Origin of the sequence: Sphingopyxis sp. 2PD, assembly GCF_005503695.1 — a bacterium.
GTDB lineage: Bacteria > Pseudomonadota > Alphaproteobacteria > Sphingomonadales > Sphingomonadaceae > Sphingopyxis.
Genome location: NZ_SCMU01000010.1, coordinates 79,511 through 106,065, shown reverse-complemented (window position 1 = coordinate 106,065; position 26,555 = coordinate 79,511). Strand labels below are relative to the sequence as shown.

The following is a 26,555-nucleotide window of genomic DNA, read 5'->3' as shown; positions in this document are numbered from 1 at the left end:
CTCGATGTCGATACGGCGCAGGCCTATAATGCGAAGCGCACGGGCGAGAAATATCTGATCAAGCCGCACGGATAGGCGCGGGGCCGGTTTCGTCCGAATACTGTCGTCGCCCCCGCGAAGGCGGGGGCCGCCAGCCGTCAATTCCTGCGACGCAGTGTAAACCGGCAGCGGCCCCCGCCTTCGCGGGGGCGACGGTCTAGGTACGTCCGCCCCAACCCCAATGCCGCCACCCGCATCCTACCGCTTCATGCACTGCCTTGCATCGTCGCGCTTATATTCGCTGCAATTCCACAGCGCCTTTTCGAACCCCGCCTTGTCGTCGCGGAGGTAGGAAAAGCTCATTGCCGCGCGCTGCGTGTCGCTCATCGCGTCGCTGTCGGGTTTCAGGACCGGGTTGGTCCAGCCCATGAACTTGCAATAAGGCTTGTCGCCGCACAGCCTGAGCGCGGTGGTGACGAAGCTCTCGGGCGCGGCGCGGCGGTCGAGCTGGGTGTAGATGGTGTCGCGGCCCGCGCTATCGCCCGCACCCGCCACGACGCGCGCTTCGCCGACCGCGGCGTTGGCGTCGACGCCCGTCGCGAGTTCGGCGGGCAACCCGAGCGCGATAGCGTGGAGCGGTGAGATGGCGGCGAGTTTTGCGACCGGTCCGTCGCTGCCCGACACGGCACCGCGAAACGCCCCCGGCGTGCCCCAGTAACCCGGCCAGCGGAAGAAAAGGTGCGTATCGACGATCGCGATCTTCTCAAGACTGTCGCTCCAATAAGGGCGCACCCAGTCGGTGTGATAATGCGTTGCAAGGCCGACGGGCGGATAGGTGCCGCCCGACAGCATCAGGTCGGCGTTGTTCCGCGCGCGCTGCCAGGCGGCGTCCGAATAGCGGCGGGCGAGCGCCCCGTCGCAGGTGAAGGTAAACTGGCAGCCGGTGACGCGCTCCGATCCCTGGAATACCACCCCGCAGATCGATTTGGGGAAGGCGGGATGGCGGGCGCGATTGATGACGACCTGACCGACGGCCTGCTGGCCCCTCGCGTCGTCACCCGCCTCATACAGCATCGCGGCGGCGAGGCAGTCGCGTGCGCGCGCCTTGGCATCGCCATTTCCGGCGTAGATGAAGGGACGCGGGGCAATGAAGCCCTTTGTAATGAGGGCGATGCGCGCGTTGGCAGCGCGGGCGTCGTCCTCCGCGACCGGGGCGAATTCCATCGGCAGCACGTCGGGGACGACGTCGGCGGGCGGCGCGACCGGGTGCGGGCGCGCGGTCAAGGCCCGCTCGGGGTTTCGGCCGCTGGCATAAAGGACGAGCGCGATCGCGGCCGCGGCCAGCAGCACGAACAGCCAACCGGACCAGTCGCGCCATATTGGCAACGCTGCTTGATCGCCAACGGGGCGCATGAACCGTCCTCAGATCTCCGGCAGGAAATCGGGGACCGAAAGGTAGCGCTCGCCGGTATCATAGTTGAAGCCAAGCACGCGCGTGCCCGACGGCAGATCGCCGAGCTTCTGCGCGATTGCGGCGAGGGTGGCGCCCGACGAGATGCCGACGAGCATGCCTTCCTTGGTCGCGGCGCGGCGGGCGAAATCCTTCGCCGCGCCAGCGTCGACCTTGATTACCCCGTCGAGCAGGTCGGTGTGGAGGTTGCGCGGGATGAAGCCCGCGCCGATACCCTGGATCGGGTGCGGCGCAGGCTGGCCGCCCGAGATGACCGGCGAGGCTTCGGGCTCGACCGCGAACACCTTGAGGTTCGGCCAATGTTGTTTGAGGAACTGCGCGGTGCCGGTGATGTGGCCGCCGGTGCCGACGCCGGTGATCAGAACGTCGATCGGGCTGTCCCTGAAATCGGCGAGGATTTCAGGGCCGGTCGTGCGGACATGGACGTCGATATTGGCTTCATTTTCGAACTGCTGCGGCATCCACGCGCCGGGGGTCGTCTCGACGAGCTCGATCGCGCGCTCGATCGCGCCCTTCATGCCCTTTTCGCGCGGGGTCAGGTCAAAGGTCGCGCCATAGGCGAGCATCAACCGGCGGCGCTCGACCGACATGCTTTCGGGCATCACGAGGACGAGCTTGTAGCCCTTGACCGCGGCGGCCATCGCGAGACCGATGCCGGTGTTCCCCGACGTCGGCTCGACGATGGTGCCGCCGGCTGTCAGGCTGCCATCCTTTTCGGCTGCCTCGATCATCGCGAGGCCGATGCGATCCTTGATCGATCCGCCGGGGTTGCTGCGTTCCGATTTCACCCAGACTTCGGCGCCCGGAAACAGCTTGGCCAGACGGATGTGCGGCGTGTTGCCGATGGTATCGAGGATCGAATTGGCTTTCATGATCGGTGCGCTCTTTCGTTGAATTCGAAACGCGGGTCGCGGCGGACGCGGTTTGGCCAGTCACCGGCGCGGAGCCAGCGGGCCTCGTCCGCCAGCACCGGCGTCGGCGCGGGTTGTAACGAGGCGAGCAGATACTGTCCATAAGGCCAGTCCCCGATACCCGATTCGGCGTTGATATGGCCAAAGGGACCCGCGTTCACGAACCGCGCGTCCCAGTGCCGCGACAAGCGCCAGACATGCGCGGTTTTTGCATAGGGATCGTCATCGCTGGCAACGACGATCATCGGCGTCCGTGACGACAGCGCGGGCGAATCGGCAAAGCCCGCTATGCGATGATTGCGGCGCAGCTGCGTCAGGTCGGGCGGGGCGACGAGCAGTGCGCCGACAATGCGGTCGCGCGCGACGCTGCTCGCCCCCGCGAACCAGTGGGCAAAAGCGTGACAGCCGAGGCTGTGCGCGACGATCAGGATCGGATCGGGTTCAACGCCGATCGCGTCGGCGATCCGGTCGACCCATAGGTCCTTGTCGGGGGCATCCCATTGTCCAAGCTCGACGCGTTCGCATCGCGCGAAGCGGCGTTCCCACAAGCTTTGCCAGTGGGTCGGGCCGCTGTTGTTAAGTCCGGGGATCGTCAAGATTTTGTGCTGGATAGTCAGGTGATGCATGGCGGTCGCTCCATTTGAGGGGGAGGGGAAACCGCGGTGACGGGTGGAGGAAATTTAACTCAATCAAACTAATTGACAATAGCCGATAGATGGACCGACGGGCAAATGCGTTGAACCGATTGCGCTAATGCGTCTGCTGCTTGAATTGCGGTTCAAAAGTTCGGGCGCGCCGCAGTTCGGGAAATATCCACGCCCACAGCGCCGTGACGCCGATCGCTGCGACGCCGCCGACGACGATCGCAGGGATCGGGCCGAAGGCCGCCGCCATCGATCCCGCGCGCATTTCGCCAAGCTCGTTCGACGCCGAAATCGCCAGCCCCGACACCGCGCTGACACGGCCGCGCATATGATCGGGGGTGTTGAGCTGGATCAGCGTCCCGCGGACAAAGACCGAGAACATGTCAGCCGCGCCCATCAGCACGAGCAGGCCGAGCGAGAGGAAAAAGTTGCTCGAAAAGCCGAAGGCGACGGTCCCCGCACCGAAGGCGGCGACCGCCCACAGCATCTTGACCCCGACGTTTCGTTCGATCGGGCGGACGGCGAGCCCGAGCGCGACGATTGCGGCGCCGACCGCGGGGGCCGCGCGCAGGAAACCGAGCCCTTCCGAACCCGTCTGCAAGATGTCGCGCGCGAACACGGGCAGCAGCGCCGTCGCACCCGACAGGATGACTGCGAACAGGTCGAGGGTGATCGTGCCGAGGAGAAAGCGCTCGCGCCAAGTGAATTGCAACCCGTCGGCCATCTCGCGCAAGGGGTGGCGGCGGACCTCGCTGGGAGGCGGCAGCACCGGGCGCACGCGGCTGATCGTAAAGGCCGAGATGGCGAGCAGAATGGCGGAAAAGACATAGACCGATGCGGGATGCGCGGCATAGATCAGCCCGCCCGCGGCAGGGCCCACGACCGATGCCGACTGCCATGCGATGCTGCTCATCGCGATCGCGCGGGGCAGGACGGCGGGCGGGACGATGTTTGGAGCGATTGCGCTCATCGCGGGACCGACAAAGACGCGCGCGACGCCGTGCAGCGCGGCGAGGGCAAAGAGCAGCGGCAGGGTCAGACCGTCCGTCCAGGTGTACCAGCCGAGCAGGACCGCGATGGCGAGGTCGATCATATTGGCAAAGATCGCAACCTTGCGCCGCTCGAACCGGTCTGCGACCCAGCCCGCTACCGGGGTCAGGATTGCCAGCGGTATGAACTGGACCAGCCCGAGCAAGCCGAGCTGGAACGAAGCCTCGCGGATCGACATGCCGTAATCGGTGCGCGCGGTGTCATAGAGCTGGTACCCGATGACCACGACCATCGCCATCGTTGCCATCACCGCAGTGAAGCGCGCCAGCCAATAATAGCGATAGTCGGGAAAGCTGAGTGGGGACGGCGTTTTGGGTGTCGCGTCCGGCAGGACCGGTTCTACACCTTCGGGGGGAGGGATCGTCGCCATTGCGCTTTGCCCTAAACGGCTTTTTGTCGCTGTCCAGAGGGGTTGCTGGTGCCGTTCGTCGATTATCGGATGTCAACGGCCAGCAGGAATGCCAGTAACAGGCTGCTGGGAATACAGGGAGATAGCCGAATGACACGCAAATTTACCCGTTTTGGCGGCGCGGCCATGGCTGGTGCACTGTTGGTGCTGACCGCGTGCAACGCATCGGACAACAAGTCCGCGACCGCGCCCAGCACAGCAAGCTGGACCGAATTTCGCGACCAGTTCCTGGCCGGTTATTTCCCGCTCAATCCGAATTTCGCGGTCTATCAGGGCAAGCATGAGTTTGACGGGCAACTGCCGAACTGGTCGCCCGAAGGGCTGGAGAAGCAGGCGGCCTATCTGGAAAAGGCGATTGCCGACGCCAAGGCGTTCGACGGCGCGATGACCGACGCCGAAAAATTCGAGCGCGACTATCTGGTCCATGTCGCGCAAGGCCAGCTGTTCTTCTTGCGCGACACCGATTTTGCGCAGAAGAACCCGGCCTTCTACACCGGCGCGCTCGACCCCAATGTCTATATCGCACGGCCCTATGCCGATGCGACGACGCGGATGAAGGCGTTCATCGCCTATGCCGAGAAAGTTCCGGCAGCCGCCGCGCAGATCAAGGCGAATTTGAAGCTGCCGCTGCCCGCAACCTTCGTCAAATATGGAACCGCCGGGTTCGGCGGCTTCGCCGATTATTACACCGGCGACGCCAAGGCCGCTTTTGCCGAGGTGAAGGACGCGGCGCTGCAGACGCAGTTTGACGAGGCCGCCGCCAAAGCCGGTGCGGCGATGAGCGATCTTGCCAAATATGTCGGATCGCAGCCGGGTACGCCCGACGGCTATGCGCTGGGCGCCGACAAATTTGCGAAGATGATCCTGACCAACGAAGGCGTCGATATCCCGCTGGACCAGCTGGAGCGCATCGGACAGGCCGATCTCAAGCGCAATCAGGACGCACTGAAAGCCGCCTGCGCAACTTATGCCGCGGGAATGACGATCGGCGACTGCATGAAGAAAATGGGCGCCGACAAAGCCGCCGACGGTCCGGTCGCCGAGGCGCGGCGCCAGTTACCGACGCTGCGGGCGTTCCTGATCGAGAAAGACCTGGTGACGATCCCGGGTACCGAACAGGCACAGGTCGAGGAATCACCACCGTACAACCGGCAGAACAGCGCCTATATCGATATTCCGGGGCCGTATGAAAAAGGGCTGCCGTCGGTCTATTACATCTCGCCGCCCGACCCGGCGTGGGACAAGGCAACGCAGGATGCTTTCGTCCCTGGACGAAAGGATCTGATGTTCACATCGGTCCACGAAGTGTGGCCGGGCCACTTCCTCAACTTCCTCCATTCGAACCGTGCCGAGAGTATCTTTGGCAAGCTGTTCGTCGGCTATGCCTTTGCCGAGGGCTGGGCGCATTATGCCGAGGAGATGATGTGGGAAGCGGGGCTGGGCGAGGGCGATCCCGAAACGCATATTGGCCAGCTGTCGAACGCGCTGTTACGCAACTGCCGTTACCTGTCGGCGATCGGCCTGCACACCAAGGGAATGACCGTCGCGGACTCCGAAAAGCTGTTCAAGGAGCAATGCTATCAGGATGAGGGCAATGCACGACAGCAGGCGGCGCGCGGCACTTATGACCCGTTGTACCTCAACTACACGATGGGCAAGCTGATGATCCGCAAGCTTCGCGAGGACTGGACGAAAGGCGACCGGACCAAGTGGAAGGCCTTCCACGACGAATTCCTCTCCTACGGTGGCCCGCCGATTCCGATGGTGCGCGCGGCGATGATGAAAGAGGATGCGCCGAAGGCGGTGTTTTGAGGCTGCGTGCCGATATCTGAGGCGACCGGCCCTTGAAACCTGCTCCCTCCCTCTTGATGGGGGAGGGAGCGAGACTTGCCAGCTTGCTGGCTAGTCGCAGCCGTGGGGGTGGGGCCTCGGCCTGAAGCGACGGTACATAGACGCACCCTCACCCCCATCCAACCTTCCCCCATCAAGGGGGCAGTGGCGAATCCGCGCAGGCCTCATCCCGCCGGTGCCCGCAGCCGGGCGACAAAGAAACCGTCGAGCCCGCCAGCATCGCCCAGCACACCGGGCAGGGTGCGGACGAACCCGCTTGCGTCGGGTGTCACCGCATTAGGCAGTTCATCCGCCTGCACGGGATCGATCCGCCATGTCGGGTGATGCGCGAGAAAGGCTTCGATCTGCTCCTCGCCCTCGGCGCGTTCAAGCGAACAGGTGGCGTAGACCAGCGTACCGCCGGGCTTCAGCCAGCCCGCGGCGCGCGCAAGCAATTCGCCTTGCAGCACCGCCATCTCGTCAATCTGGCGCTGCTCCACCCGGTGCAGCACGTCGGGGTGTCGGCGGAAGATGCCGGTCGCCGAACAGGGCGCGTCGAGCAGCACCGCGTCGGCGGGTTCGGCAGGCGCCCATGATCGGATGTCGGCCTGCACTATGTCGGCCGCCAGCCCCGTGCGCGCCATATTGGCACCGAGTCGTTCTAGGCGTTTGGCGCTGGCATCGACCGCGACGACATGCCAGCCAGCGGCCGCCAGCTGCATCGTCTTGCCACCGGGAGCCGCGCACAGGTCGAGCACGGTGCGTGCCTCGCCCGGACCGAGCAGCCGCGCGGGCAGGGTTGCGGCCAGATCCTGAATCCACCAGCCGCCTTCGCGGTAGCCCGGCATCGCCTCGACCGCCTGGCCGCGCGGCAGGCGGCGATGGCGCGGTGCGAGCGACACGGCATCGGGCCATTCGTCGGCGCCCGGTTCTGCGGCGAAGCTCAGGTCGATCGGCGGCGGCGAACTCCACCCGGCCTCCGCCGCCTCGACAATTGGCAGGCTCCATTGCTCGGCCCATCGTTCGGCGGTGGGCAGCGGCAGGGTGGCGCGGTCGGGGAGGTGCCAATCGTCCTGCTGCGCGCGCGACAGGATCGCGTGAACCAGTCGGCGCGGGCCGCCCGCGACGAGCGGCAGCGCGGTCGCCACCACCGCATGCGCAGGGCTTTTGAGCACGAGCAACTGCGCCAGGGCGATCCGCAACACGGCGCGCGATTTGACGTCTTCGGGCAATATCTGCGCGGTCGCGCTGTCGATCAGCGCATCGATATCGACCATCCACCGCAAGGTTTCGGATGCGATCGCCACGGCAAAGGCGCGGTCGGCGCCGGTCAGACCCTGCGCCGCGGCATGCATCGCGACGTCGAGTGAATCGCCGCGGCGCAGGATGGCGTCGACCAGCCGCAGCGCAGCGCGGCGCGGCGCGGTACCCGGGGGATCGGGCTCATGTCCCCGGCGCTGCCTGGGGCGCCGCGAGCGATCAACCATGACGATATTCGGCGAGACTGGCGTGATGCATGAAAAATCCTATATGATGCGCGTTATGACTGACCGCAGCGAAACAGACACGATCGGCGGAACGCCGCGCGCGGTGCAGCGTCCTGCGCATGTGAAAGCGCCCGCCGAATGGACGGCCAGCCCGGTACCACGCCCCGAACCGATCTGCGAGGAAAAGGCCGAGGATCAGCCCGGCGGCCGCAATCCGGTGCGCTATGGCGACTGGGAGCTGAAAGGCATCGCCGTCGATTTCTGACGTGACCGCAGCCGGACGCGTCAAAAAGGGTTCATCCGCCCCATCAGCCCGTTGCGATCGACAAACTGGTGCTTCAGCGCCGCGAGGATGTGCACGACGGCGAGTCCCAGCATGGCGAGGCCCAACACCTCGTGCCGGTCGTGCATGACGTCGGCCAGCCCCTCGTTAGGCGCGACGATCGTCGGAATGGTCGCCACCCCGAAAAAGTCGATCGGGCGACCCGCGGCGGACATCCAAACCCAACCCGACAGCGGGAGCAGGATCAGCAGCGCGTAGAACAGGAAATGCACCGCCCCGGCGAACAGTCGTTGCCAGGCTGGCGTCGTCATCGGTAGCGGCGGCGGTTTGTGGCCGAGCCGCCACAGGATGCGGAGGATGGTCAGCCCCAGAACGGCAATGCCCAGCGCCTTGTGCACATCCATCGCCGCACGATGCGTTTCGCGCGGCATGTCTTCGGTCAGCATGGCAAGGCCGATATTGGCGATCACCGCCAGTCCGATCAGCCAGTGAAGCCAGATGGCCACCCTGGTGTAACGCGAACCGGCGGTGCCGGTGGTTTCTGCCAGGGTAGCCATAGCTTTTACGCTCCTCAGATCGCGGGCATTTCCTGCATGTCCGGCACCTTGCCAGCTTTGACCTGCTCGGCAAAGACTTCGCGCATCAGTTGCAGCGAGAAAAGATGCGCAAAGATCAGGCCGAGGATGCCGTTCTGCATCATCTTGCGCAGCACGTCGCCGCGCAGTTCGCGCAGCTTGTTCTCGTCGACCATCTGGAAACCGCGATAGATATAGGGCTTGTCGACGCCTTCCTGCTGGATGCTGACTTCGCCTTCCATCAGCAGGTCGGCCTTTTTCAATTCTTCCATGAACAGACCGGTGCGCTGGCCGGCCTCTTCGAAATTCTTGCAGAATTCAAGGATCGCCTCGACCGGCTGGGTGGGCTGGCCGTTTTCGAACAGCGCATCGCCTTCGTCGAACTTGCCGATCGCGTTCGAGGTCGGATCAAAGCACAGCGACAATTCTTCCGAACCTTGCTGCAGCCGGGCCAGCATGAACGGATAGCGGCGCACATAGGCAGGAACATAGACCGGGTTGATCAGCTTGCCATTGTCGTCGACGAAGGTGTTCACGCCTTCGTTCAGGCCCATCAGCGCCAGCGGCACGGGATTGTCGCCCGCCGAAAAGACGATGGGAAAAAAGCGGCACGCCGAAACAAACTCGTCCGACGTCAGCGGAACCGCGTGCTGGTTGATCAGGAAATCGGCATTGTCCATCGGACGCGCGTGGAAATCGGCATGCTCGACGCTCGAAAGCGGCATCAGATCCTTGTAGAACAGCGGCAGGTTGGAAGGGGCGGGCGCAGTGGCCATGACAAAACTCCGGTAGGACGCCCCGACCAGCCGGGACGCAAAAGATAACAGCGCGCCTTATTGACCCGCGCCGCGTGGCGCAAGGGGGCGATGATCGGCGGCGGTTACGGCATCAGCCGATCAGCTTGCCGGGATTTAGAATCCCCGCCGGATCGAGACCGGCCTTGATCGCACGCAGCGCGGCCAGTCGCGCTGGGCTGTCGAGTTCGGCCATGACGTCGCGTTTCAGCTGGCCGATGCCGTGTTCGGCGGACAGCGAACCGCCAAGTTCGATGACATGCGCATAGACGAGGCGGCTGACCCCGGCGCCATGCTTGGCCAGCCACGCCGCGCCGTCGGTCCCCACCGGCGGTTGGACATGATGGTGGACATTGCCATCGCCAAGATGCCCGAACGACAGCGCACGGGCGCCGGGGAAGGCTGCGGCCAGCCGCGCCGGGTTGTCAGCGATGAAGGTCGGCATCAGATCGACCGGGACGCTGACGTCATGCTGCAGCGCCGGCCCCTCGGCGCGTTCCGCCTCTGAAATGGAGTCGCGCAGGCGCCAGAAATCGTCGCTTTCGCGATCGTTCTTGGCGATCACGACGTCGCGGATCAGCCCCGCATTGAGCGCCGTGGCAAGTTGGCGTTCGAGCGCATCGCTCAATTCCTGTTGATTGTCGCCCGCGAGCTCGGCGAGCACATACCAGGGATGCGGCGCGGCGATCGGGGCGCGGGTTTGCGGAATGTGGCGCAGCACTGCATCCAGGCAGGCGTGCGGAATGATCTCAAACCCTTCGAGTTCGCGTCCGATGCTGGCGTCGAGCTGGCGAAGGAGGCGTAGCGCCTGCTCCGGCGAATCGATCGCGATCCACGCGGTGCAGTGGGCGATCGCCGCTGGAACGAGGTGCAGCGTCGCGGCGGTCACGATGCCAAGCGTACCCTCCGCACCGCAGAGCAGGTGCCGCAGGTCGTAGCCGCGATTGTCCTTCTTGAGCGGTGCGAGGCCGTCAAAGATGCTGCCGTCGGGCAGGACCGCCTCGATCCCCGCAACCAGCGCGCGCATCGTGCCGTGACGCAGCACCTGGGTGCCGCCGGCATTGGTCGACACGAGGCCGCCGATCGTCGCGGACCCCTTGCCACCGAGGGTCAGCGGAAAACGCAGCCCGTGCGCAAGCGCGGCATGATGAAAGTTCTCCAGAATGACACCCGCCTCGGCCACCGCAACCTGCGCCGCTGCATCGATGCTGCGGATACGGTTCATGCGGCGCAGGCTCAGCAACAGCTGGTTGCCGCCGGGGTCGGGGGTAGCGCCGCCAACCATCCCGCTATTGCCGCCCTGCGGCACCAGCGCTGCCTGTTCAGCGGCGCACAGGCGCACGACCGCCGCGACCTCTTCGGTCGATCCCGGCGACAACATCGCCGCGGCGCGCCCGGTATATTTGCCGCGCCAGTCGGTCAGCCAGGGCGCCATGCTGTCGGGGTCGGCCATATAGCCCTTGGGTCCCAGCAACGCGGCCAGACGAGCGAGCAGATCGGGCGATGGCGCCGGGCTCATGCCTTGTTTTCCCACCTTGCGGCGGCGCGCGGGCGAATATAGTTCATTTGATGTTCAATCATGGCTGTTAAGGCGGGATTGGATGAATACCGGATTTTCGTCCAGAGGGTTTGGACGCGGGAGCAAAGAGTGACCAGCAATTTCGATCAGGACGCCGAAGGAGCGGCAGCGCGCTGGTGCTGACGGCGGCGGCCCTGTGGATTGCGGCGGCAGCCCCGGCGGGCGATGCTTTGCCGCCGGTCGCCGCGCCCGAACCGCTGGTCGCGCTGACCGCGCCGACGCCCGAACAGATCAGCGCGTTCTGGCAGGTGGTGATCGAACAGCAATTGATCATTCGCGTTCCGGCGCAGCGTTCGCAGCTCAACAATTTCGCCGCTGGACCGATGCCGTCGCGGCGTGCGACCGAAATCCCGATCGTCTGGAAAGAGAAAAAGGCGCCCAAATGTGTCGCGATGCGCAACATCATGGGGATGCAGGCGACCCAGCGCGACAGCATCGACATCATCACCCGGCAGAAGCAGCGGCTGCGGGCGCAGCTCAATCGGGGGTGCCGGGCGCTCGACTTCTATGCCGGTTTCTACATGCAGGGCAGCAAGGACGGAAATTTGTGCGAGGATCGCGATCAGATCCACGCGCGAACTGGCGCCAAATGCGAAATCGACAAGTTTCGGTTGATGGTTCCGGTCCGCGACGACGATTGATTGCGCATTTCGTCGCCATTTCTTGACTTTTCATCGCCATTTGCCCAAGGCCCGCGCAGCGCCGCCTGCGTGGAAGGCTGAGCGTCACCTCTTTTTCCGGACATGGTACCTCATGAAATTTGCCGAGATCGGCCTTTCCGACGAACTGTTACGCGCCATCGACGAGTCGGGCTATGACGAAGCGACGCCGATTCAGGCGGGGGTGATCCCCTCGGTCCTGATGATGCGCGACATCATCGGCATTGCCCAGACGGGTACGGGAAAGACCGCGTCGTTCGTTTTGCCGATGATCGACATCCTGGCCCACGGTCGCGCGCGGGCACGGATGCCGCGCTCGCTGATCCTCGCGCCGACGCGTGAGCTCGCGGCGCAGGTGGCCGAAAATTTTGAAAAATACGGCAAATACCACAAGCTTTCGATGGCGCTGCTGATCGGCGGGGTCCAGATGGGCGATCAGGTGAAGGCGCTGGAAAAGGGCGTCGACGTGCTGATCGCGACGCCGGGCCGCCTGATGGACCTGTTCGAACGCGGCAAGATCCTGCTCACCGGGTGCAACCTGCTGGTGATCGACGAAGCCGATCGCATGCTCGACATGGGGTTCATCCCCGACATCGAGAATATCTGCACCAAATTGCCGGCAAACCGTCAGACCCTGCTGTTCTCGGCGACGATGCCCGCACCGATCAAGCGGCTGGCCGACAAATTCCTGTCGAACCCGAAAACGGTCGAAGTCGCGCGCCCGGCAAGCCGAAACGAGAATATCGAACAGTTTCTGGTCAAGACATCGGAACGCGGCAAGCGCGATACCCTGCGCGGCTTGCTCGAAGCGGAGGACGTCAACACCGCGATCATCTTTTGCAACCGCAAGACGACGGTGCGCGAATTGGCGAAGGTGCTCCAGCGTTCGGGCTATAGCGCGGGCGAGATCCAAGGCGACATGGACCAGTCGAGCCGCACCGCCGAACTCGACCGGTTCAAGAATGGCACGATCAATATCTTGGTCGCGTCGGACGTCGCGGCGCGCGGCCTCGACGTCAAGGGCGTCAGCCATGTTTTCAACTTCGACGCCCCGTGGCACCCCGACGATTATGTCCACCGCATCGGCCGCACGGGGCGCGCTGGCGCCAAGGGCCGCGCATTCACGCTGGCGACCCCGTCGGATGACGAGGCGATCGACAATATCCAGAAACTGACCGGCTATAAAATTCCGGTCCATGGTGGTGATGCCGTCTCCGCCGACGGCGCCCCTGCGGCACCCCGCGAAGCGGACGACAAGCCGCGCCGGGCGCGCTCGGAGCGTGGTGGCCGCGGTCGCGGCGCCAAGGCGGACAAGGTTGCAGAGCAGCCGCGCGACGAAGCCAAAGCCGCCCCGGCCAAGGCGACCAAGTCGCGCGACGATCGCAAGTCGGCCGTACCGTCAAAGCCGAAACCTGCGCCGCGGCACGACGATCAGGATGGCCCCGACGACGGCTGGAACGGCCCGACCCCAAGCTTCTTGTCAGTCGGTTTCGGGAGCTGAGCGATTAGTCGGTCAGGTTCGTCAGAGCTTGACCAGCATCTTCCCCATATTGGCGCCGGAAAACAGGCCGAGGAAGGCGTCAGGCGCTGATTCAATTCCGTTGTGCACCGTTTCGCGGATCGTGACCGCGCCGCTGGCGATCAGGCCGCCCATGTCGGCGTAAAATTCTTCCATGCAGTCGAAGAACTGGTCGGTGTAAATAAAGCCTTCCATGCGGATCCGCGCCGGGATCGAACGGATGAGATATTTCATCTCCTGCGCCTTGCCGTCATTATAGACGTCGATCATCCCGCAGATCGCAAAACGTGCGAAATCATTGGCCGTCGCAAAGGCGGCGTCGAGATGTTCGCCGCCGACATTGTCGAAATAGACGTCAATCCCCGGTTTGCCGAGGTCGCCGAGTGCCTGCGCCAGCCCCGCAAGCACCGGGCCAGCCTTGTAATCGACCATCGCATCGGCCCCAAGTTCCTTGACCCATGCGCATTTTTCCGCTCCGCCAGCCGAACCGATAACCGTCATCTCGCGCGCCTTGGCGATCTGGACCACCGCCGACCCGACCGCGCCCGCCGCGGCCGACACGAACACCACATCGCCCGGTTTCGCTGCGGCGACGCGGAGCAGCCCGATCCACGCGGTGCCGCCGGTCAGGCCCATATTGTGCAGGAAGGTCTGCGGCGTCATCCCCGCGTCCAGCGCCGCGCGCGGCAGCTTGTTCGGCATCATGTCGAGTCCGACGACGCCGCCGTCGCGCCAGCCGCCCATGTGCAGGATCAGGTCGCCGGGCGCGAAACCGTCCATTCGGCTCTCGGTCACCTCGCCGATGGCGCCGCCCGTCATCGGTTGGTCGAGCTGGAAGCTCGCGGCATAGCTTTTGGCGTCGTTCATCCGTCCGCGCATATAGGGATCGACCGACAGCCACAGGTTGCGCACGCGCAGCTGATCGGGTTCCAGCGCCGTATCGGGCATCTCGCGCAGCGCGAAATTGTCCATCGTCGGCAGCCCCTGCGGGCGGCTGATCAAATGCCAGGCTTTGCTCATCGGAACCCCCATTCCCTGATTTGCGCGGCGATGACGGCGGTGGTCAGAAAAGCCGTTGCCAACTGCAATGCGGTGCGTTTATTACGCCGCGGTCGCGGGGCCGTAGCTCAGATGGGAGAGCGCTGCAATCGCACTGCAGAGGTCAGGGGTTCGATTCCCCTCGGCTCCACCAGCGACCCCATCCACCCTCACGACCGATCAGCCCGCGTAATCGCGGATCATGTTCTTCGCGATGACTAGCTGTTGGATCTGCGTCGTTCCTTCATAAATGCGGTAAATGCGGCAGTCGCGATAGAAGCGCTCGGCGAGATATTCCTTCAGATAGCCAGCGCCGCCGTGGATTTGGACCACCCGGTCGGCGACGCGGCCGCACATTTCGCTGGCGAACATCTTGGTTGCGGCTGCCTCGACCAGGATTTTCTCGCCGCGATCGGCGCGCGCGCAGGCGTCGTTCAGCATGCAGTCGGCGGCATAGATTTCGGCCTTGCTGTCGGCAAGCATCGCCTGGATCAGCTGGAAATTGGCAATCGGTTCGCCGAACGCCTTTCGTTCCATGGCATATTTCAGCCCCGCGTCGAGCATCCGCTTGGCATAGCCGACGCTGGCGGCCGCAACCGACAGGCGCCCATTGTCGAGGCTCTGCATCGCGGCGCGAAAGCCGATGCCTTCCTCGCCGCCGAGCAGCGCGTCGCCGTCGACATGAACGTCTTCCAGGATGACATCGGCGATCTGTGATCCGGCCTGGCCCATTTTGCCATCGGGCTTGCCGATCGAGACGCCGGGCGCATCGCGCGGGACAAGGAACGCGCTGACGTGCGCGTTCTTGGGCAGCGGCTCGACATTGGTGCGCGCCATCACAAGGATCATGTCGGCAAAGGGCGCATTGGTAATATAGCGTTTGGTGCCGTTCAGCACATAGCCATTGCCGTCGCGTACCGCGCGGGTCTTCATCGCTGCGCTGTCCGATCCGCTGTCGGGCTCGGTCAGGCCAAAGGCTGCAATGCTGCCCGTCGCCAGCTTGGGCAGCCAATATTCCTTCTGTTGCTCGGTACCAAAGCCGAGCAGCGATTTGCACACCATGCCGATGTTGATTGATACGATCGAGCGATAGGCCGGCGAGGCATAGGCGATTTCACGGATGAAGCCGACATATTGGCTGATATTCATGCCCGCACCGCCATATTGTTCGGGCATGGTCACCCCGAACAGGCCCATGTCGCGCATTTCGGCCAAGATGTCGTCGGGGACGCGGCCCAGTTCTTCAAGCTGGTCCTCCGCCGGGATCAGTCGCTCGCGAACATAGCGCTGCAACTGCTCGATAAAGGCGTCGTAGATGTCGGCGTCCATTCCCGGATTGGTCATTATTTTCCTGTCCCTTGGTCCATTATTCCGAATAGCTGTCGATCGCCGAGAAAATGCGGGTCAGCTGTTCCCGCTCGTCGGCATCGATGTCGGGACGCCAGATTTCGAACAGCAGGACGGTACGATCGCTGGTGCCGCGATTCCACGCTTCATGTTCGAAACTGTCGTCGAAAATCAGCAATTCGCCCTCGGTCCAGCCAAGCGTTTCGGGGCCGACGCGCAGGCCGCAGCCATCGGGTACCACGAGCGGAAGGTGGCAGATCAGCCGCGTATTGAGCATGCCGTGATGCGGCTGGATGTGCGTGCCGGGGGTCAGGCGCGAAAATAGCGCGAGCGGGGCGCGGCCCGGGATGACCGGTTGGGGTGCGCATTCGAGCGCAGCAAGCGTGGCGGGGCAAAGCAGGTCCATCCCATCGGCGACCTTGCCGTCCTTCCACAGCCACGCCGCGCCCCAATCGGGTTTATCGAGCAGCGGATTATTCGGTGGCGGGCGATTGGGTGCGGCGGTGACATAGGGACCGAAGCGATCCGATGCGATGTCGGTCAACGCCAGCAGCTCGGCCCGAATGGCATCGGTCGCGGCCTCGATCGCCGGGACCCAATCGAACATGGCGCGGTCGAAGACAGGCCGCTGCGCAAGGCCGGGGAAATAAAACATGTTCGGTTGCTGCAGATAGACTTGCTGTTCGCCCGCCAGCAGGCGCAGCGCTTCGGCAACGCGCGGTGCCGCGGTTCGCGCATCGATACCCGCGCCGCGCAATTGGCCCAGCAAATGGTCGGCAAAGGCGCGTTCGGACGCCACGATGAACTGTTCGGCGCGCTGAAGGCCCGGATGAAGCGAGGTCGGCACATTGCCCATCTGGGCCGCGGTGCCGAGCGCCAGCCGATAGAAGGTCCCCGCCGCGCGGTCGTCTTGCAAGCTGCGCTGCAATTCGGCCATCGCCAGGATCGCGGCGATGTTGGCACGATCGGCCTGGATCGCCGCCCGCAGAATAGCGGCTTCGGCCTCGACATCGCCGCGGCGTTCGGCGTCGCGCGCTTGCTCCAGCCATGTCGGTTGCTGCGTCATCGACCACGCCATAACGCAGCAACCGCCCTTTGCAAACGGCGCGCCGCTTCGTGTCAGACGCCAGGCGGTATCACCGGATCAACCGCCTTTTGCGTGCTTCGCAATTGCTGGCGAACGGCGCCGACGAAGCGGCTGCGCCAGAAGGCGATGAGCAGCGCGAGCAATATGCCCCACGGCAGGACCGCGGCGCCGAGCGTCAGGACAAAGGCCAGCGCGGTGCTGCCGCTGCGCATCAGCGTCTCGCCCGCATTGGCAAAGGGGTTCTCGTGGCCGATCCCGGGCAAGCCGCCGTCGCTGACGTAATTGAACGCCACGCTCGTCCACGCGATCCGCGCTTCGCCCGTGCGGCGGCTCTGGCGTTCATCGCCGAGCTGTCCGCGGAGCTGGCTGATTTGCGATAGCAGCTCTGCGCGCTCGCGCTTGTCGAGCCCGCCCGCTTTGAGCCGTGACTCCAGTCGCGCGATCTCGGCTTCCGACCCGGCGCTGCGCTGCTGCGAGGCGAGGATATTGGTGCCGACATCTTCGCCGGCCACGCTGGCGTCGGCGAGCACTCCCTCGGCCTTTTCGACGCTGGCGATCGCATTGGCGCCGAACCTGCGGGCGATGCCGGGTTCGAGTTTGAACTGGGTTTGCGCCTCGACGAGCTTTTCATCGCTCAGCTGATAGCGGACATCGACGATGCGGCAACGCTGGACGCCCAATGTTTCGCAGGCGGCGGCATGTTCCTCCTGTACACGGGCGATGTGCTTGTCGACCAGGCGGAAGGTGTAGGCATAGTCGAAGGCGACGCCGGGAGCCGCCTCAATGCCGATGCGGGGGGCTGCCGCGGCATCGGCGCTTTCTTCGGCGACCGCGGGGGCTTCGGTGTCGGTGGCAGTGCCGGTGCTTGCTTCGTCGGAAGATTGTTCCGAACAGCCGACCAGGGCGAGCGCCATCGCGCCCGCTAAGAGCTTCATTTTCATCGAGGATTCTCCCAAAGCGCGACTCGATGGTCGCGTGGGATGACATAACATAACTGTTCCAGTTGACAATAGGCTCAGGCGAGGCGGACGAAACTGTCAAGCACGCGCTTGCTGCCCGCCTGTTCAAAGGCGACTTCCAGCTTGTTGCCGTCGATGTCGGCGATTTCGCCATAGCCGAATTTTTCGTGGAACACGCGCATCCCGATCGCGAGGTCGGCGCGCGGTTTGGCGCCGACCGACGCCGCCGGGCCTTTTTCGCTCGGGGCAGGAGCGCGCGTGATCGTCGACGATTGCGCGGTGGCGCGCTGCCACGCCGGGCCGCGTGTCATGATCCGCGACGGCTGCCGTTCCGCAACATGCGCGAAGGGATCGCCCTGCGCCGACCAATTGGCGCGCCACAGGCTCTGTCCGCCGCCGAAGCTGTTTTCGCTGTCGACATGTTCGGGTGGGATTTCGGCGATGAAGCGGCTTGGGATGCTGCTCATCCACTGGCCGTAGATGCGACGGTTCGCGGCGTGATAGATGCTCGCGCGCTGGCGGGCGCGGGTGATCGCGACATAGGCGAGGCGGCGTTCCTCCTCGAGACTGGCGATACCGCCTTCGTCCATCGACCGCTGCGACGGGAACACGCCGTCTTCCCAGCCCGCAAGGAAGACATGGTCGAATTCGAGCCCCTTGGCGGCGTGAATCGTCATGATCGTGACCGTCTCGACCTGATCGTCATTGTCGCGGTCCATGACGAGGCTGACATGCTCGAGAAATTCCTCGAGCGTCTCATATTCCTCCATCGCGCGAACGAGTTCGGAGAGGTTTTCGAGGCGCCCCGCGGCCTCGGCGCTGCGGTCGGCCTGGAGCATCGCGGTATAGCCCGATTCGTCGAGGATCAGCTGGGTCAGCTCGGGGTGCGACAGCTCGTTGGCCTTGCTTTGCCAATTGCGCATCTGGGCGACGAAACTTGCGAGCTGTCGGCGCGCCTGCGGGGTCAGTTCGTCGGTTTCGGTGATCCGCGACGCGGCGTGGAACAGCGGGGCACGTTCAGCGCGCGCGAACTGGTGGATGCGTTGCAACGCCTTGTCGCCGAGCCCGCGCTTCGGAACATTGACAATGCGCTCGAAGGCGAGGTCGTCGGCGGGTGACTGGACGAGGCGGAGATAGGCGAGCGCGTCGCGGATTTCAGCGCGCTCGTAGAAGCGGAAACCGCCGACGATGCGATAGGGCATGCCGATCGCGATGAAGCGGTCCTCGAACTCGCGCGTCTGGAACTGCGCGCGGACGAGGATCGCGGCGCGGTCGAGGCTGACCTGCCGATGCTGGAGCGTTTCGAGTTCCTCGCCGATCCGCCGCGCCTCTTCTGGCCCGTCCCACACGCCGACGACGCGGAGCTTGTCGCCGGGTTCGAGTTCGGTCCACAGCGTCTTGCCAAGCCGGTCCGAGTTCTGCGCGATCAGCGCCGAGGCGGCGGCAAGGATCTGCGGCGTCGAGCGGTAATTTTGTTCGAGGCGGATGACGGTCGCGCCGGGAAAATCCTTTTCGAAGCGCAATATGTTCGCGACCTCGGCGCCGCGCCACGAATAGATCGACTGGTCGTCGTCGCCGACGCAGCAGATATTCTTGCGCGCCTGCGCGAGCAGGCGGAGCCAGAGATATTGGCTGGCGTTGGTGTCCTGATATTCGTCGACGAGCACATATTTGAAGCGCTGCTGATACTGCTCCAGCACGTCGCGGTGCGTTTTCAGGATCACGAGCATGTGGAGCAGCAGGTCGCCGAAGTCGCAGGCGTTCAGCGTCTTCAGCCGCGCCTGATAGAGCGCGTAGAAATGCTGCCCCTTGCCATCGGCATAGGCTTCCTTGTCGGCGGCATCGAGGTCGGCGGGGGTCAGTCCGCGGTTTTTCCATTTATCAATGAGCCCCGCGAGCTGACGCGCGGGCCAGCGCTTCTCGTCGAGGCCTTCGGCCTGAATCAGCTGCTTGAGCACGCGAAGCTGGTCGTCGGTGTCTAGGATGGTGAAATTGCTCTGCAAACCCACCAGTTCGGCGTGGCGGCGGAGCATCTTTGCCGCGATGCTGTGAAAGGTACCGAGCCAAGGCATCCCTTCAACCGCGTCGCCGATCATCCGTCCGATACGCTCGCGCATCTCGCGCGCCGCCTTGTTGGTAAAGGTCACCGCGAGGATTTCGGACGGCCAGGCGCGCCGCGTCGCGATGATGTGCGCCAGCCGTGCGGTCAGCGCCGCGGTTTTGCCCGTGCCTGCGCCCGCGAGCATCAGTACCGGCCCCTCGGTCGTCAGCACGGCCTGCCGCTGCGGCCCGTTCAAGCCTTGCAGGTAGGGCGGGTCCGACGGGTCGGGGCGGGTCAGGTCGGTGGTCGAGATGGGGGGCATGTTCACGCGCGAACGATTAGGGAACGCAGGGCAGGCTGTCCAGCGCGAGCAGGCGCATTTTGACCTTGCACCGATCGCCTCGTCGCGTCCAAGGCGGCGCCATCAATCCGGGAAGGGGCATTAGGCGTGGAACTGGCACCCTATCGACAGCATCGGCGCATCCTGACCGCGAGCCTTGTCGGCACGGCAGTCGAGTTTTACGATTTCTATATCTACGGGACGGCCGCAGCGCTCGTGTTCGGGCCGCTCTTCTTTCCGTCCGAATCGCCGTCGGCGCAGCTGATGCTGAGCTTCATGAGCTTTGGCCTTGCCTTTTTCGCGCGGCCCGTCGGCGCGATCGTATTCGGTCATTATGGCGACCGGATCGGGCGCAAATCGACGCTCGTCTCCTCGCTGATGCTGATGGGCGCCTCGACGCTGCTGATCGCCTTCCTGCCGACCTACGCGATGGTGGGCTGGGTCGCGCCGCTTCTGCTTTGCGTCCTTCGGTTCGGGCAAGGCTTCGGGCTCGGCGGCGAGTGGGGCGGGGCAGCGCTGCTGGCGGTCGAAAACGCGCCGCCGGGCTGGAAATCGCGCTTCGGCATGTTTCCGCAATTGGGCGCACCGGTCGGATTTATCGCGGCCAACGGGCTTTTCCTGCTGCTCGGGCTCGGCCTCAGCGATGCCGAATTTACGAGCTGGGGCTGGCGGATTCCCTTCCTCTTTTCGGCGCTGCTCGTCGGGCTTGGCCTCTGGGTGCGGCTGAAGATCGGCGAGACGCCCGATTTTCAGGAAGCGCTGGAGAAGGACAAGCCGGTGGGCGTCCCGATCGGCGAATTACTCCGGCATCATATGTTGCCGACGCTCGCGGGCACGTTCGCGGTCGTCGCCTGCTTCGCGATCTTCTATCTCGCGACCAGTTTCGCGCTGGCGCACGGGACGACAGAGCTCGGTTATCCCAAGGAGCAGTTCCTGCTGATCCAGCTTGGCGCGATCCTGTTCATGGCGGCGGGGATCATCTTTGCAGGCTACGCGAGCGACGCGTCGAGTGCGCAGCGTGTGCTGACCTGGGGCTGCGGCGCGACGATCCTCGTCGGCTTCGTCTTTGGGCCTGCGTTGGCGTCGGGAAGCTGGCTGATGATCTTTGTGGGGCTGGCCAGCGCGCTGTTCGTGATGGGGCTGGTCTATGGTCCGCTCGGCAGCTGGCTGACCGCGTTGTTTCCCGTCCACGTCCGCTATACCGGAGCGTCGGTGACGTTCAACGCGGGCGGCATATTGGGCGGGGCGATGGCGCCGATCATCGCGCAGGCGCTCGCCGAACGCGGCGGGACCGAAACGGTCGGGCTTTATCTGGCGCTGGCGGGCGCGGTGAGCTGGCTGGGGCTGCTGATGGTGCGGCGGCAGATGATCAGGCAGGCCTGAGCAGCGTCAGCTTGGCCTTGCCGACCTTGCGTGTCGCATCGATTTCGAACCCCGCAGCATCAACGTCTTCGTTGTGCGCCGTCTCGATTGAAATCCAGCTGTCCGGCCCGATCCAGCCGAGGCGAGCGAGTTTGTCGAGCGCCACGCCGCCCGCACCGGTGCCATAGGGTGCATCGAGCATCAGCAGGTCGTAGGTGCGCGGCGCCGGACCGAGCGCGAGCACCGACCCGGCGCGGACATCGGCGCGCCCGGTTGCGCCCAATGTCGCCAGATTCTTGCGCAGCGCGTCGAGTGCGTCGCGATCCTGTTCGGCGAACAGGCATTGTTCGGCACCGCGCGACAGCGCCTCGATCCCGAGCGCGCCCGATCCCGCAAACAGGTCGGCGACCACCAGCCCCTCGAAACTGCCGACGCGGCTGGTCAGCATCGAGAACAGCGTTTCGCGCGTGCGGTCGGCGGTCGGGCGCGTCGCGTCATTCCTCGGCGCGTGCAGCTTGCGGCCGCGCCATTCGCCCGAAATGACCCGCATCATCCCATCTGCCGACGGAATTTGAACAATTCGTCGCGCGGAACGACATCGACCGCGCCCAGCGGTATACCGCCCAGTTCAAAGGCGCCGTAGCGGGTCCGGATCAGGCGGCTCACCTGAAGCCCGAAATGTTCGAGCACTTTTCGAACTTCGCGGTTCTTGCCTTCGGTGAGCGTCATTTCGACCCACTGGTTGCGGCCCGTGCGGCGCTCGAGGTTCGCGTCGATCTTGCCATAGCGAACGCCGTCGATCTCGATCCCCATCGCCAGTTCCTCAAGCTGCGCCTGGCTGATGTCGCCAAAGGCGCGCGCGCGATAGGTGCGCTCGACCCCGCTCGCGGGCAGCTCGAGCTGGCGCTTGAATTCGCCGTCATTGGTCAGCAGCAACAGCCCCTCGGTATTATAGTCGAGACGGCCGACGGGCATCAGCCGCGGCAGATCGCGCGGCAACAGGTCATAGATGGTCTTGCGGCCTTTGGGGTCGCGGGCTGCGGTCAGGCAGCCTGCAGGCTTGTGAAAGCGGTAGAGGCGCGTCGAAACGGGTTTGGCGACGGGATTGCCGTCGACCGTCAGGCCTTCGAGCGAAGCGAGCAAAGGCGCGGGCTGAACGATGACCTGGCCATTCAGCGCGATGCGGCCTTCCTCGATCATCCGTTCGACGTCGCGGCGCGATCCCACGCCGGCACGCGCCAGCAGCTTGGCGATCCGCTGCGGCCCATCTTCGCGCTCGTCCTCTGCCGGCTTGGTTTTGAGGGCGGAGGCGGCGCCGCGCGCGGCGCGGCGTCCCCTTGGCGCGTCGCGGTCGCCGGCGGCTTTGGACGCGGTCCGCGGGGCGGCACGGGGAGGTCGGCGAGTGGTCATTGGAACGGATACGGCCTTTTGTCATTATGTGGGGCACAGTGTTGCCCTTGAGCCACGCTCATAGCCGGAAAAGTGTCGCTTCGTCGATGGGAAGCAGAAGCAATCTTGCACAGTGCCAACGGGCGCGTCATGGCGCCGTTAAAGGGAGTATCCATGCTGTTTGCGTCCCGCCCGTCCTGCATCAAGCGGCTGCTGATCATCGAGGATGATCCGCTGGTCGCGTTCGATAACGAGCGGACGCTGAAACACAGCGGTTACGATATCGTCGCGACGGTCGATTCGGGCGAAGCGGCCGTGCCGATCATCGCCGCTGATCAGGTCGATGCACTGGTGCTCGATTTGGGGCTGGCCGGGCATATGACGGGCCGCGAAGTGGCGCGGCTGGCACGCGACCGGGGTATCGCGGTCCTGCTCGTGACCGGGCAATGCCCCGACGACGCTGGCGATATCGCGGTGGCTTGCCTCAGCAAGCCGCACAGCGCCTCGGCCCTCGTTGCCGCGTTGCGCGCGGTGGAATCGATAAGCTGCCAGAACAAGATGCCGCGCAAGGTCAGCGGCCTCACCACCTATTGGCGCCCCGAGGCGGCGTAAGCCGCACGGCTGGCCGCGTGCATCTCAAATACCCGCTTCCAATTTGACCCCAAGGCTTTAGGCCTTGACGCCAAGCACAGAGCCGCTCGCCCGCGGCCCGCGGGGAGCACCGAATGTCCGTCGACCTTATCCGTTTTCTCATTTTTGCCGGCATCCTCGGCGGGCTGGTCGTCGTCGCGCTCGCGGTCCCGGCCTTCCGGCCCTATCTGCGCAAGAATCCCGCCGTCGCTTTCCTTCTCGGCATTTCGAGCGGGTTCCCGTTCACGCTGGTTGCCGCCACCATGACCTTCTGGCTGGCAAAGGTCGGCTTCACGCCGACAACCATCGGCTTTGCGGTGATGGTCGGCATCCCCTACACGATCAAATTCCTGTGGGCCCCGCTGGTCGACAAAATTCCTTTGCCCGTCTTGACCAAGGCGCTCGGCCAGCGGCGGAGCTGGCTGTTTCTGGTCCAATTCTTCCTTGTGATCTCGATCTGGCAGATGGGCGCGAGCAACCCGCAGCCGGACGATTATCGCTGGTTCCTGTTCTGGGCGGTCGTCACGGCCTTCTTTTCGGCAACGCAGGACATCGTCATCGACGCCTATCGCATCGAAATCCTCGAAGAGGACGAATTCGCCCACGGTACCGCCACCAACCAGTTCGGCTATCGCACCGGCAATCTGATCGCGGGCGCGGGGACGATCTATTTCGCCTCGCAGGAAGGGCTGGGGCTTGGCTGGGCCATGGCCTACGGGCTCACGACGCTCTGCGTGCTTCCCGCGGTCCTCGGCGCCTTCTGGGCGGGTGAGGGCAAATTTGTCGACCGCTTCAGTAGCGCATCGGGCATGAAGCCGGGGCAGTGGCTCGTCGAAACGGTGGTCAACCCGTTCCGCGAGTTCCTGACCCGTAACGGCGCGCTGATGATCCTGCTGTTCATCCTGGTCTATAAGGTCGGCGATGCGATGGGGCAGGCGATGCTCGGCCCGATGATCGTCGACCTCGGCTTCGCCGACCTCGACTATATTTCGGCGAACAAGATCTGGGGCTTCGCTGCACTGATTATCGGGTCTGCGCTGGGCGGGCCGTTCGTGCTGTGGCTCGGCATGGGCCGCGCGCTGCTGGTTTCGGTGCTGCTCATGATGTTCTCGAACGTCATGTTCATGGCGCTGTCGATCGTGGGCAACGACTATTGGATGCTGGTGGCGGCGATCGTGACCGAGAATATCACCAGCGGCATCGGCCTGACTGTCGTAGCCGTCTATCTCTCGGGACTGTCGAACATCGCCTATACCGCAACGCAGTTCGCGCTGTTGTCGTCGGTTGCGGTGATCGGGCGAACCTTCATGGCCGGGCCTGCCGGGTTTGCCGCGGAAAGGCTGGGTTGGACAGGCTTCTGGGGGCTCACGATCCTCGCCGCTATCCCGGGCATGATCCTGCTGTGGATGATGTGGCGCAAGGGCTATGTCGTGCAATCGATCCGCCAGAGCGGCGCGATCGACGAAGGCAAGCTTCGCAAGCCCGTCGGCGCCGCGCGCATCGCCGGCTTTGCGCTGATCGTCGCGGGCGTGGTCGGCGTGTTGCTCGCCAACCAGCTCGAGCTGGCGTGGCAGATCATGTACGCGTCGCTTGCCGCCCTGGTCGTTGGCGCGCTGCTGGCGTGGAAGGGGCCGGCGCCGAAGGTGGCGTGAGCCGCTTCCGGGAGCGCGGTCAAACCACCATGTCCATCCCGTTCGTGTCGAGCGAAGTCGAGACACCCATGAGGATCGCGTGCCTTCGCGTGTCTCGACTACGCTCGACACGAACGGAAACTAAGGGCGGTGTTGAACCGCCCCCACATGATATCCCCTAAACCGGCATCTCGCCGTTCGCGCCCAGCACCACGCCCGCCAGATAAAGCGACCCGCAGATCAGGACATCGCCCGCTGGCCGATGCGCCGCGATATGGCGGAGCGCGACCCCGACGTCGTCGCACGGCTGCGCGTCGGCTATGCCGAGGTCGACCTGGACCCAATGGCAGAGATCCTTCGGATCGTGATGTTCGTGGCCCGGGATCGGGACAGCCTGAAACGACGCGATGCGATCGGCGAACGGGCGCAGAAAGCCCGTGGCGTCCTTGTTCCGCAACAGGCCGCAGACGATGTGCAGCGGCGCGCGGCCTTCGAGCGCCTTGGCGAGCGCGACCCCGGCATCGGGATTATGCCCGCCGTCGAGCCAGAGCTCTGCGCCCGCGGGCAGCAGCGCGGTGAGCGGCCCGGCGCCGAGGCGCTGTATCCGGCCCGGCCAGAAGGCATTGCCGACCCCGGTCGCGATGGCCGCGTCGGTCGGCTGCGGATCGGGCGCCAAACGCAGCATCGCGATGGCGAGCCCGGCGTTGCGCATCTGGTGCGCGCCGGCCATGCGCGGCTGGAGTAGCGGTTCGACCGAGCCCAGCTTCGAACGCCAACGGAAGGCGTCGCCTTCGGCCTCAACCGTCCAGACCTCGCCTTCGGGAAAGAGCGTCGCGCCGACGTCAGCGACCCTCGCCGCGATGGTGTCGCGAACGGGGGGTGGATAGGCAAGGGTGGCAACGGGCGTGTCTGGCTTGATGATCCCAGCCTTTTCCCACGCGATACGCATTGCGGGCTCGCCCGGCGTCCCGGCTTCGGGCGCAAGCAGGAAGGCCTCATGGTCGATGCCGAGCGAAGCGATGCCGGCGACCGCCGGGGGCGGAATGATGTTCGTCGCATCAAGGCGCCCGCCGAGCCCGACCTCGATGATGCAGTCGTCCGCCGGGATGCGCGCGAAAGCAAGGAAGGCTGCAGCAGTGGTGATTTCGAAAAAGCTCGCTTGAAGATCCGCGGCTTCGTCGAGCACTTCTTCAAGCAGCGCGGCAAGCAGCGCGTCGTCGATCAGCGTTCCGGCGAGCCGGATACGCTCGTTGAAGCGCACGAGATGCGGGCTGGTGTAAGCGTGAACGCGGCGCCCCTCTGCTTCGAGGATCGCACGCAGATAGGCACAGGTTGAGCCTTTGCCGTTGGTCCCGGCAACGTGGAAAGTGCGCGGAAGCTGGTTTTGCGGGTTGCCGAGGCGCGCGCACAGCTCGGCGATGCGTTCGAGGCCGAGGACATCGCGCCCCGGCGAGAGCGCGGCGAGGCGGTCGATCTGGGTTTGGACGGCTGGGTCGGATGAGTGGGCGTGGTCGGGCATCGTTTCCTCCCCTCCCTGTAAG

At 64.7% G+C, this 26,555-nt stretch carries 23 protein-coding genes and 1 tRNA gene; 8 read left to right on the top strand and 16 right to left on the bottom strand.

Annotated features, from left to right (window positions below; genetic code table 11):
- Positions 1–237 precede the first annotated feature (237 nt).
- From FFS18_RS09880 to FFS18_RS09865, 4 genes are all read right to left on the bottom strand, one after another.
- Entirely contained in the window at positions 238–1,392 is a 1,155-nt protein-coding gene (locus FFS18_RS09880; RefSeq protein ID WP_137870664.1) for a cell wall hydrolase, read from the bottom strand.
- 9 nt (positions 1,393–1,401) lie between these two features.
- Positions 1,402–2,322 carry a cysteine synthase A gene (cysK, locus tag FFS18_RS09875; RefSeq protein ID WP_137870663.1) on the bottom strand — a complete coding sequence of 307 codons (921 nt, stop codon included), beginning with the start codon at positions 2,320–2,322 and terminating at the stop codon, positions 1,402–1,404.
- Positions 2,319–2,987, bottom strand: coding sequence for an RBBP9/YdeN family alpha/beta hydrolase (locus tag FFS18_RS09870; RefSeq protein WP_137870662.1), 669 nt, complete (start codon positions 2,985–2,987; stop codon positions 2,319–2,321). Before FFS18_RS09870 ends, cysK begins: the two co-directional genes overlap by 4 nt.
- A gap of 124 nt (positions 2,988–3,111) precedes the next feature.
- The gene (locus FFS18_RS09865; RefSeq protein ID WP_137870661.1) at positions 3,112–4,425 is read right to left on the bottom strand and encodes an MFS transporter; all 1,314 of its coding nucleotides are present in this window, start codon (positions 4,423–4,425) and stop codon (positions 3,112–3,114) included.
- 129 nt (positions 4,426–4,554) lie between these two features.
- Between FFS18_RS09865 and FFS18_RS09860 the strand changes: the two genes are divergently transcribed.
- Positions 4,555–6,276 carry a DUF885 domain-containing protein gene (locus tag FFS18_RS09860; RefSeq protein WP_137870660.1) on the top strand — a complete coding sequence of 574 codons (1,722 nt, stop codon included), beginning with the start codon at positions 4,555–4,557 and terminating at the stop codon, positions 6,274–6,276.
- Between the two features lie 203 nt (positions 6,277–6,479).
- Here the strand turns inward: FFS18_RS09860 and FFS18_RS09855 are convergent, their stop codons facing one another.
- Entirely contained in the window at positions 6,480–7,781 is a 1,302-nt protein-coding gene (locus tag FFS18_RS09855; protein ID WP_137870659.1) for an RsmB/NOP family class I SAM-dependent RNA methyltransferase, read from the bottom strand.
- Between the two features lie 55 nt (positions 7,782–7,836).
- On the opposite strand from FFS18_RS09855, the gene FFS18_RS09850 reads away from it, so the two are divergent.
- Complete coding sequence (locus FFS18_RS09850) at positions 7,837–8,046, top strand: DUF1674 domain-containing protein (protein ID WP_120218181.1); 210 nt, start codon at positions 7,837–7,839, stop codon at positions 8,044–8,046.
- Positions 8,047–8,066: 20 nt separating this feature from the next.
- Here the strand turns inward: FFS18_RS09850 and FFS18_RS09845 are convergent, their stop codons facing one another.
- The 3 genes from FFS18_RS09845 to FFS18_RS09835 all read right to left on the bottom strand — a co-directional run bounded on the left by FFS18_RS09845 (position 8,067) and on the right by FFS18_RS09835 (position 10,952).
- The gene (locus FFS18_RS09845; RefSeq protein ID WP_137870658.1) at positions 8,067–8,621 is read right to left on the bottom strand and encodes a cytochrome b; all 555 of its coding nucleotides are present in this window, start codon (positions 8,619–8,621) and stop codon (positions 8,067–8,069) included.
- A gap of 14 nt (positions 8,622–8,635) precedes the next feature.
- Complete coding sequence (locus FFS18_RS09840) at positions 8,636–9,415, bottom strand: SapC family protein (protein WP_120216324.1); 780 nt, start codon at positions 9,413–9,415, stop codon at positions 8,636–8,638.
- A gap of 112 nt (positions 9,416–9,527) precedes the next feature.
- Complete coding sequence (locus FFS18_RS09835) at positions 9,528–10,952, bottom strand: FAD-binding oxidoreductase (protein ID WP_137870657.1); 1,425 nt, start codon at positions 10,950–10,952, stop codon at positions 9,528–9,530.
- Between the two features lie 176 nt (positions 10,953–11,128).
- Here FFS18_RS09835 and FFS18_RS09830 point away from each other — a divergent pair, with 176 nt between their 5' ends.
- Positions 11,129–11,653, top strand: coding sequence for a hypothetical protein (locus FFS18_RS09830; RefSeq protein ID WP_120216322.1), 525 nt, complete (start codon positions 11,129–11,131; stop codon positions 11,651–11,653).
- 112 nt (positions 11,654–11,765) lie between these two features.
- Complete coding sequence (locus tag FFS18_RS09825; protein WP_137870656.1) at positions 11,766–13,172, top strand: DEAD/DEAH box helicase; 1,407 nt, start codon at positions 11,766–11,768, stop codon at positions 13,170–13,172.
- A gap of 21 nt (positions 13,173–13,193) precedes the next feature.
- Here the strand turns inward: FFS18_RS09825 and FFS18_RS09820 are convergent, their stop codons facing one another.
- Positions 13,194–14,210, bottom strand: a complete 1,017-nt coding sequence (locus FFS18_RS09820) for an NADP-dependent oxidoreductase (RefSeq protein WP_120216320.1) — start codon at positions 14,208–14,210, stop codon at positions 13,194–13,196.
- 96 nt (positions 14,211–14,306) lie between these two features.
- Here FFS18_RS09820 and FFS18_RS09815 point away from each other — a divergent pair.
- Positions 14,307–14,382, top strand: a tRNA-Ala gene (locus FFS18_RS09815).
- Between the two features lie 26 nt (positions 14,383–14,408).
- On the opposite strand, the gene FFS18_RS09810 is transcribed toward FFS18_RS09815, so the two are convergent.
- The 4 genes from FFS18_RS09810 to FFS18_RS09795 form a co-directional block, all read right to left on the bottom strand.
- Positions 14,409–15,572 (bottom strand): acyl-CoA dehydrogenase family protein, encoded by a 1,164-nt coding sequence (locus tag FFS18_RS09810; protein WP_120216319.1) that lies wholly within the window; start codon positions 15,570–15,572, stop codon positions 14,409–14,411.
- Positions 15,573–15,594: 22 nt separating this feature from the next.
- Positions 15,595–16,641 carry an aspartyl/asparaginyl beta-hydroxylase domain-containing protein gene (locus FFS18_RS09805; RefSeq protein ID WP_249340359.1) on the bottom strand — a complete coding sequence of 349 codons (1,047 nt, stop codon included), beginning with the start codon at positions 16,639–16,641 and terminating at the stop codon, positions 15,595–15,597.
- 53 nt (positions 16,642–16,694) lie between these two features.
- Entirely contained in the window at positions 16,695–17,603 is a 909-nt protein-coding gene (locus FFS18_RS09800) for a DUF4349 domain-containing protein (RefSeq protein ID WP_171005271.1), read from the bottom strand.
- Between the two features lie 74 nt (positions 17,604–17,677).
- Positions 17,678–19,984 (bottom strand): ATP-dependent helicase, encoded by a 2,307-nt coding sequence (locus tag FFS18_RS09795; RefSeq protein WP_137870671.1) that lies wholly within the window; start codon positions 19,982–19,984, stop codon positions 17,678–17,680.
- 132 nt (positions 19,985–20,116) lie between these two features.
- On the opposite strand from FFS18_RS09795, the gene FFS18_RS09790 reads away from it, so the two are divergent.
- Entirely contained in the window at positions 20,117–21,385 is a 1,269-nt protein-coding gene (locus FFS18_RS09790) for an MFS transporter (protein ID WP_137870670.1), read from the top strand.
- Here FFS18_RS09790 and rsmD read toward each other — a convergent pair.
- Together rsmD and FFS18_RS09780 are read right to left on the bottom strand one after the other, a co-directional pair.
- Positions 21,372–21,914, bottom strand: a complete 543-nt coding sequence (rsmD, locus tag FFS18_RS09785; protein WP_137870669.1) for a 16S rRNA (guanine(966)-N(2))-methyltransferase RsmD — start codon at positions 21,912–21,914, stop codon at positions 21,372–21,374. The genes FFS18_RS09790 and rsmD overlap by 14 nt on opposite strands.
- Entirely contained in the window at positions 21,914–22,774 is an 861-nt protein-coding gene (locus FFS18_RS09780) for a pseudouridine synthase (RefSeq protein WP_137870653.1), read from the bottom strand. The genes rsmD and FFS18_RS09780 overlap by 1 nt, the downstream gene beginning before the upstream one ends.
- 153 nt (positions 22,775–22,927) lie before the next feature.
- On the opposite strand from FFS18_RS09780, the gene FFS18_RS09775 reads away from it, so the two are divergent.
- Positions 22,928–23,365, top strand: a complete 438-nt coding sequence (locus FFS18_RS09775; RefSeq protein ID WP_137870652.1) for a response regulator — start codon at positions 22,928–22,930, stop codon at positions 23,363–23,365.
- Between the two features lie 113 nt (positions 23,366–23,478).
- Positions 23,479–25,035 carry an AmpG family muropeptide MFS transporter gene (locus tag FFS18_RS09770; protein WP_137870651.1) on the top strand — a complete coding sequence of 519 codons (1,557 nt, stop codon included), beginning with the start codon at positions 23,479–23,481 and terminating at the stop codon, positions 25,033–25,035.
- Positions 25,036–25,192: 157 nt separating this feature from the next.
- On the opposite strand, the gene FFS18_RS09765 is transcribed toward FFS18_RS09770, so the two are convergent.
- Positions 25,193–26,533 carry a bifunctional folylpolyglutamate synthase/dihydrofolate synthase gene (locus FFS18_RS09765; RefSeq protein ID WP_137870650.1) on the bottom strand — a complete coding sequence of 447 codons (1,341 nt, stop codon included), beginning with the start codon at positions 26,531–26,533 and terminating at the stop codon, positions 25,193–25,195.
- Between the last annotated feature and the right edge of the window lie 22 nt (positions 26,534–26,555).

What these genes read in the sequence shown, in the direction of transcription:
- FFS18_RS09820 (WP_120216320.1), bottom strand. Translation starts at nt 14,210, where the DNA reads ATGAGCAAAGCCTGGCATTTGATCAGCCGCCCGCAGGGGCTGCCGACG.
- FFS18_RS09805 (WP_249340359.1), bottom strand. Translation starts at nt 16,641, where the DNA reads ATGACGCAGCAACCGACATGGCTGGAGCAAGCGCGCGACGCCGAACGC.
- FFS18_RS09880 (WP_137870664.1), bottom strand. Translation starts at nt 1,392, where the DNA reads ATGCGCCCCGTTGGCGATCAAGCAGCGTTGCCAATATGGCGCGACTGG.
- FFS18_RS09765 (WP_137870650.1), bottom strand. Translation starts at nt 26,533, where the DNA reads ATGCCCGACCACGCCCACTCATCCGACCCAGCCGTCCAAACCCAGATC.
- FFS18_RS09835 (WP_137870657.1), bottom strand. Translation starts at nt 10,952, where the DNA reads ATGAGCCCGGCGCCATCGCCCGATCTGCTCGCTCGTCTGGCCGCGTTG.
- FFS18_RS09865 (WP_137870661.1), bottom strand. Translation starts at nt 4,425, where the DNA reads ATGGCGACGATCCCTCCCCCCGAAGGTGTAGAACCGGTCCTGCCGGAC.
- FFS18_RS09850 (WP_120218181.1), top strand. Translation starts at nt 7,837, where the DNA reads ATGACTGACCGCAGCGAAACAGACACGATCGGCGGAACGCCGCGCGCG.
- cysK (WP_137870663.1), bottom strand. Translation starts at nt 2,322, where the DNA reads ATGAAAGCCAATTCGATCCTCGATACCATCGGCAACACGCCGCACATC.
- FFS18_RS09775 (WP_137870652.1), top strand. Translation starts at nt 22,928, where the DNA reads ATGCTGTTTGCGTCCCGCCCGTCCTGCATCAAGCGGCTGCTGATCATC.
- FFS18_RS09810 (WP_120216319.1), bottom strand. Translation starts at nt 15,572, where the DNA reads ATGACCAATCCGGGAATGGACGCCGACATCTACGACGCCTTTATCGAG.
- FFS18_RS09780 (WP_137870653.1), bottom strand. Translation starts at nt 22,774, where the DNA reads ATGACCACTCGCCGACCTCCCCGTGCCGCCCCGCGGACCGCGTCCAAA.
- FFS18_RS09840 (WP_120216324.1), bottom strand. Translation starts at nt 9,415, where the DNA reads ATGGCCACTGCGCCCGCCCCTTCCAACCTGCCGCTGTTCTACAAGGAT.
- FFS18_RS09860 (WP_137870660.1), top strand. Translation starts at nt 4,555, where the DNA reads ATGACACGCAAATTTACCCGTTTTGGCGGCGCGGCCATGGCTGGTGCA.
- FFS18_RS09845 (WP_137870658.1), bottom strand. Translation starts at nt 8,621, where the DNA reads ATGGCTACCCTGGCAGAAACCACCGGCACCGCCGGTTCGCGTTACACC.
- rsmD (WP_137870669.1), bottom strand. Translation starts at nt 21,914, where the DNA reads ATGCGGGTCATTTCGGGCGAATGGCGCGGCCGCAAGCTGCACGCGCCG.
- FFS18_RS09870 (WP_137870662.1), bottom strand. Translation starts at nt 2,987, where the DNA reads ATGCATCACCTGACTATCCAGCACAAAATCTTGACGATCCCCGGACTT.
- FFS18_RS09795 (WP_137870671.1), bottom strand. Translation starts at nt 19,984, where the DNA reads ATGCCCCCCATCTCGACCACCGACCTGACCCGCCCCGACCCGTCGGAC.
- FFS18_RS09800 (WP_171005271.1), bottom strand. Translation starts at nt 17,603, where the DNA reads ATGAAAATGAAGCTCTTAGCGGGCGCGATGGCGCTCGCCCTGGTCGGC.
- FFS18_RS09770 (WP_137870651.1), top strand. Translation starts at nt 23,479, where the DNA reads ATGTCCGTCGACCTTATCCGTTTTCTCATTTTTGCCGGCATCCTCGGC.
- FFS18_RS09855 (WP_137870659.1), bottom strand. Translation starts at nt 7,781, where the DNA reads ATGGTTGATCGCTCGCGGCGCCCCAGGCAGCGCCGGGGACATGAGCCC.
- FFS18_RS09825 (WP_137870656.1), top strand. Translation starts at nt 11,766, where the DNA reads ATGAAATTTGCCGAGATCGGCCTTTCCGACGAACTGTTACGCGCCATC.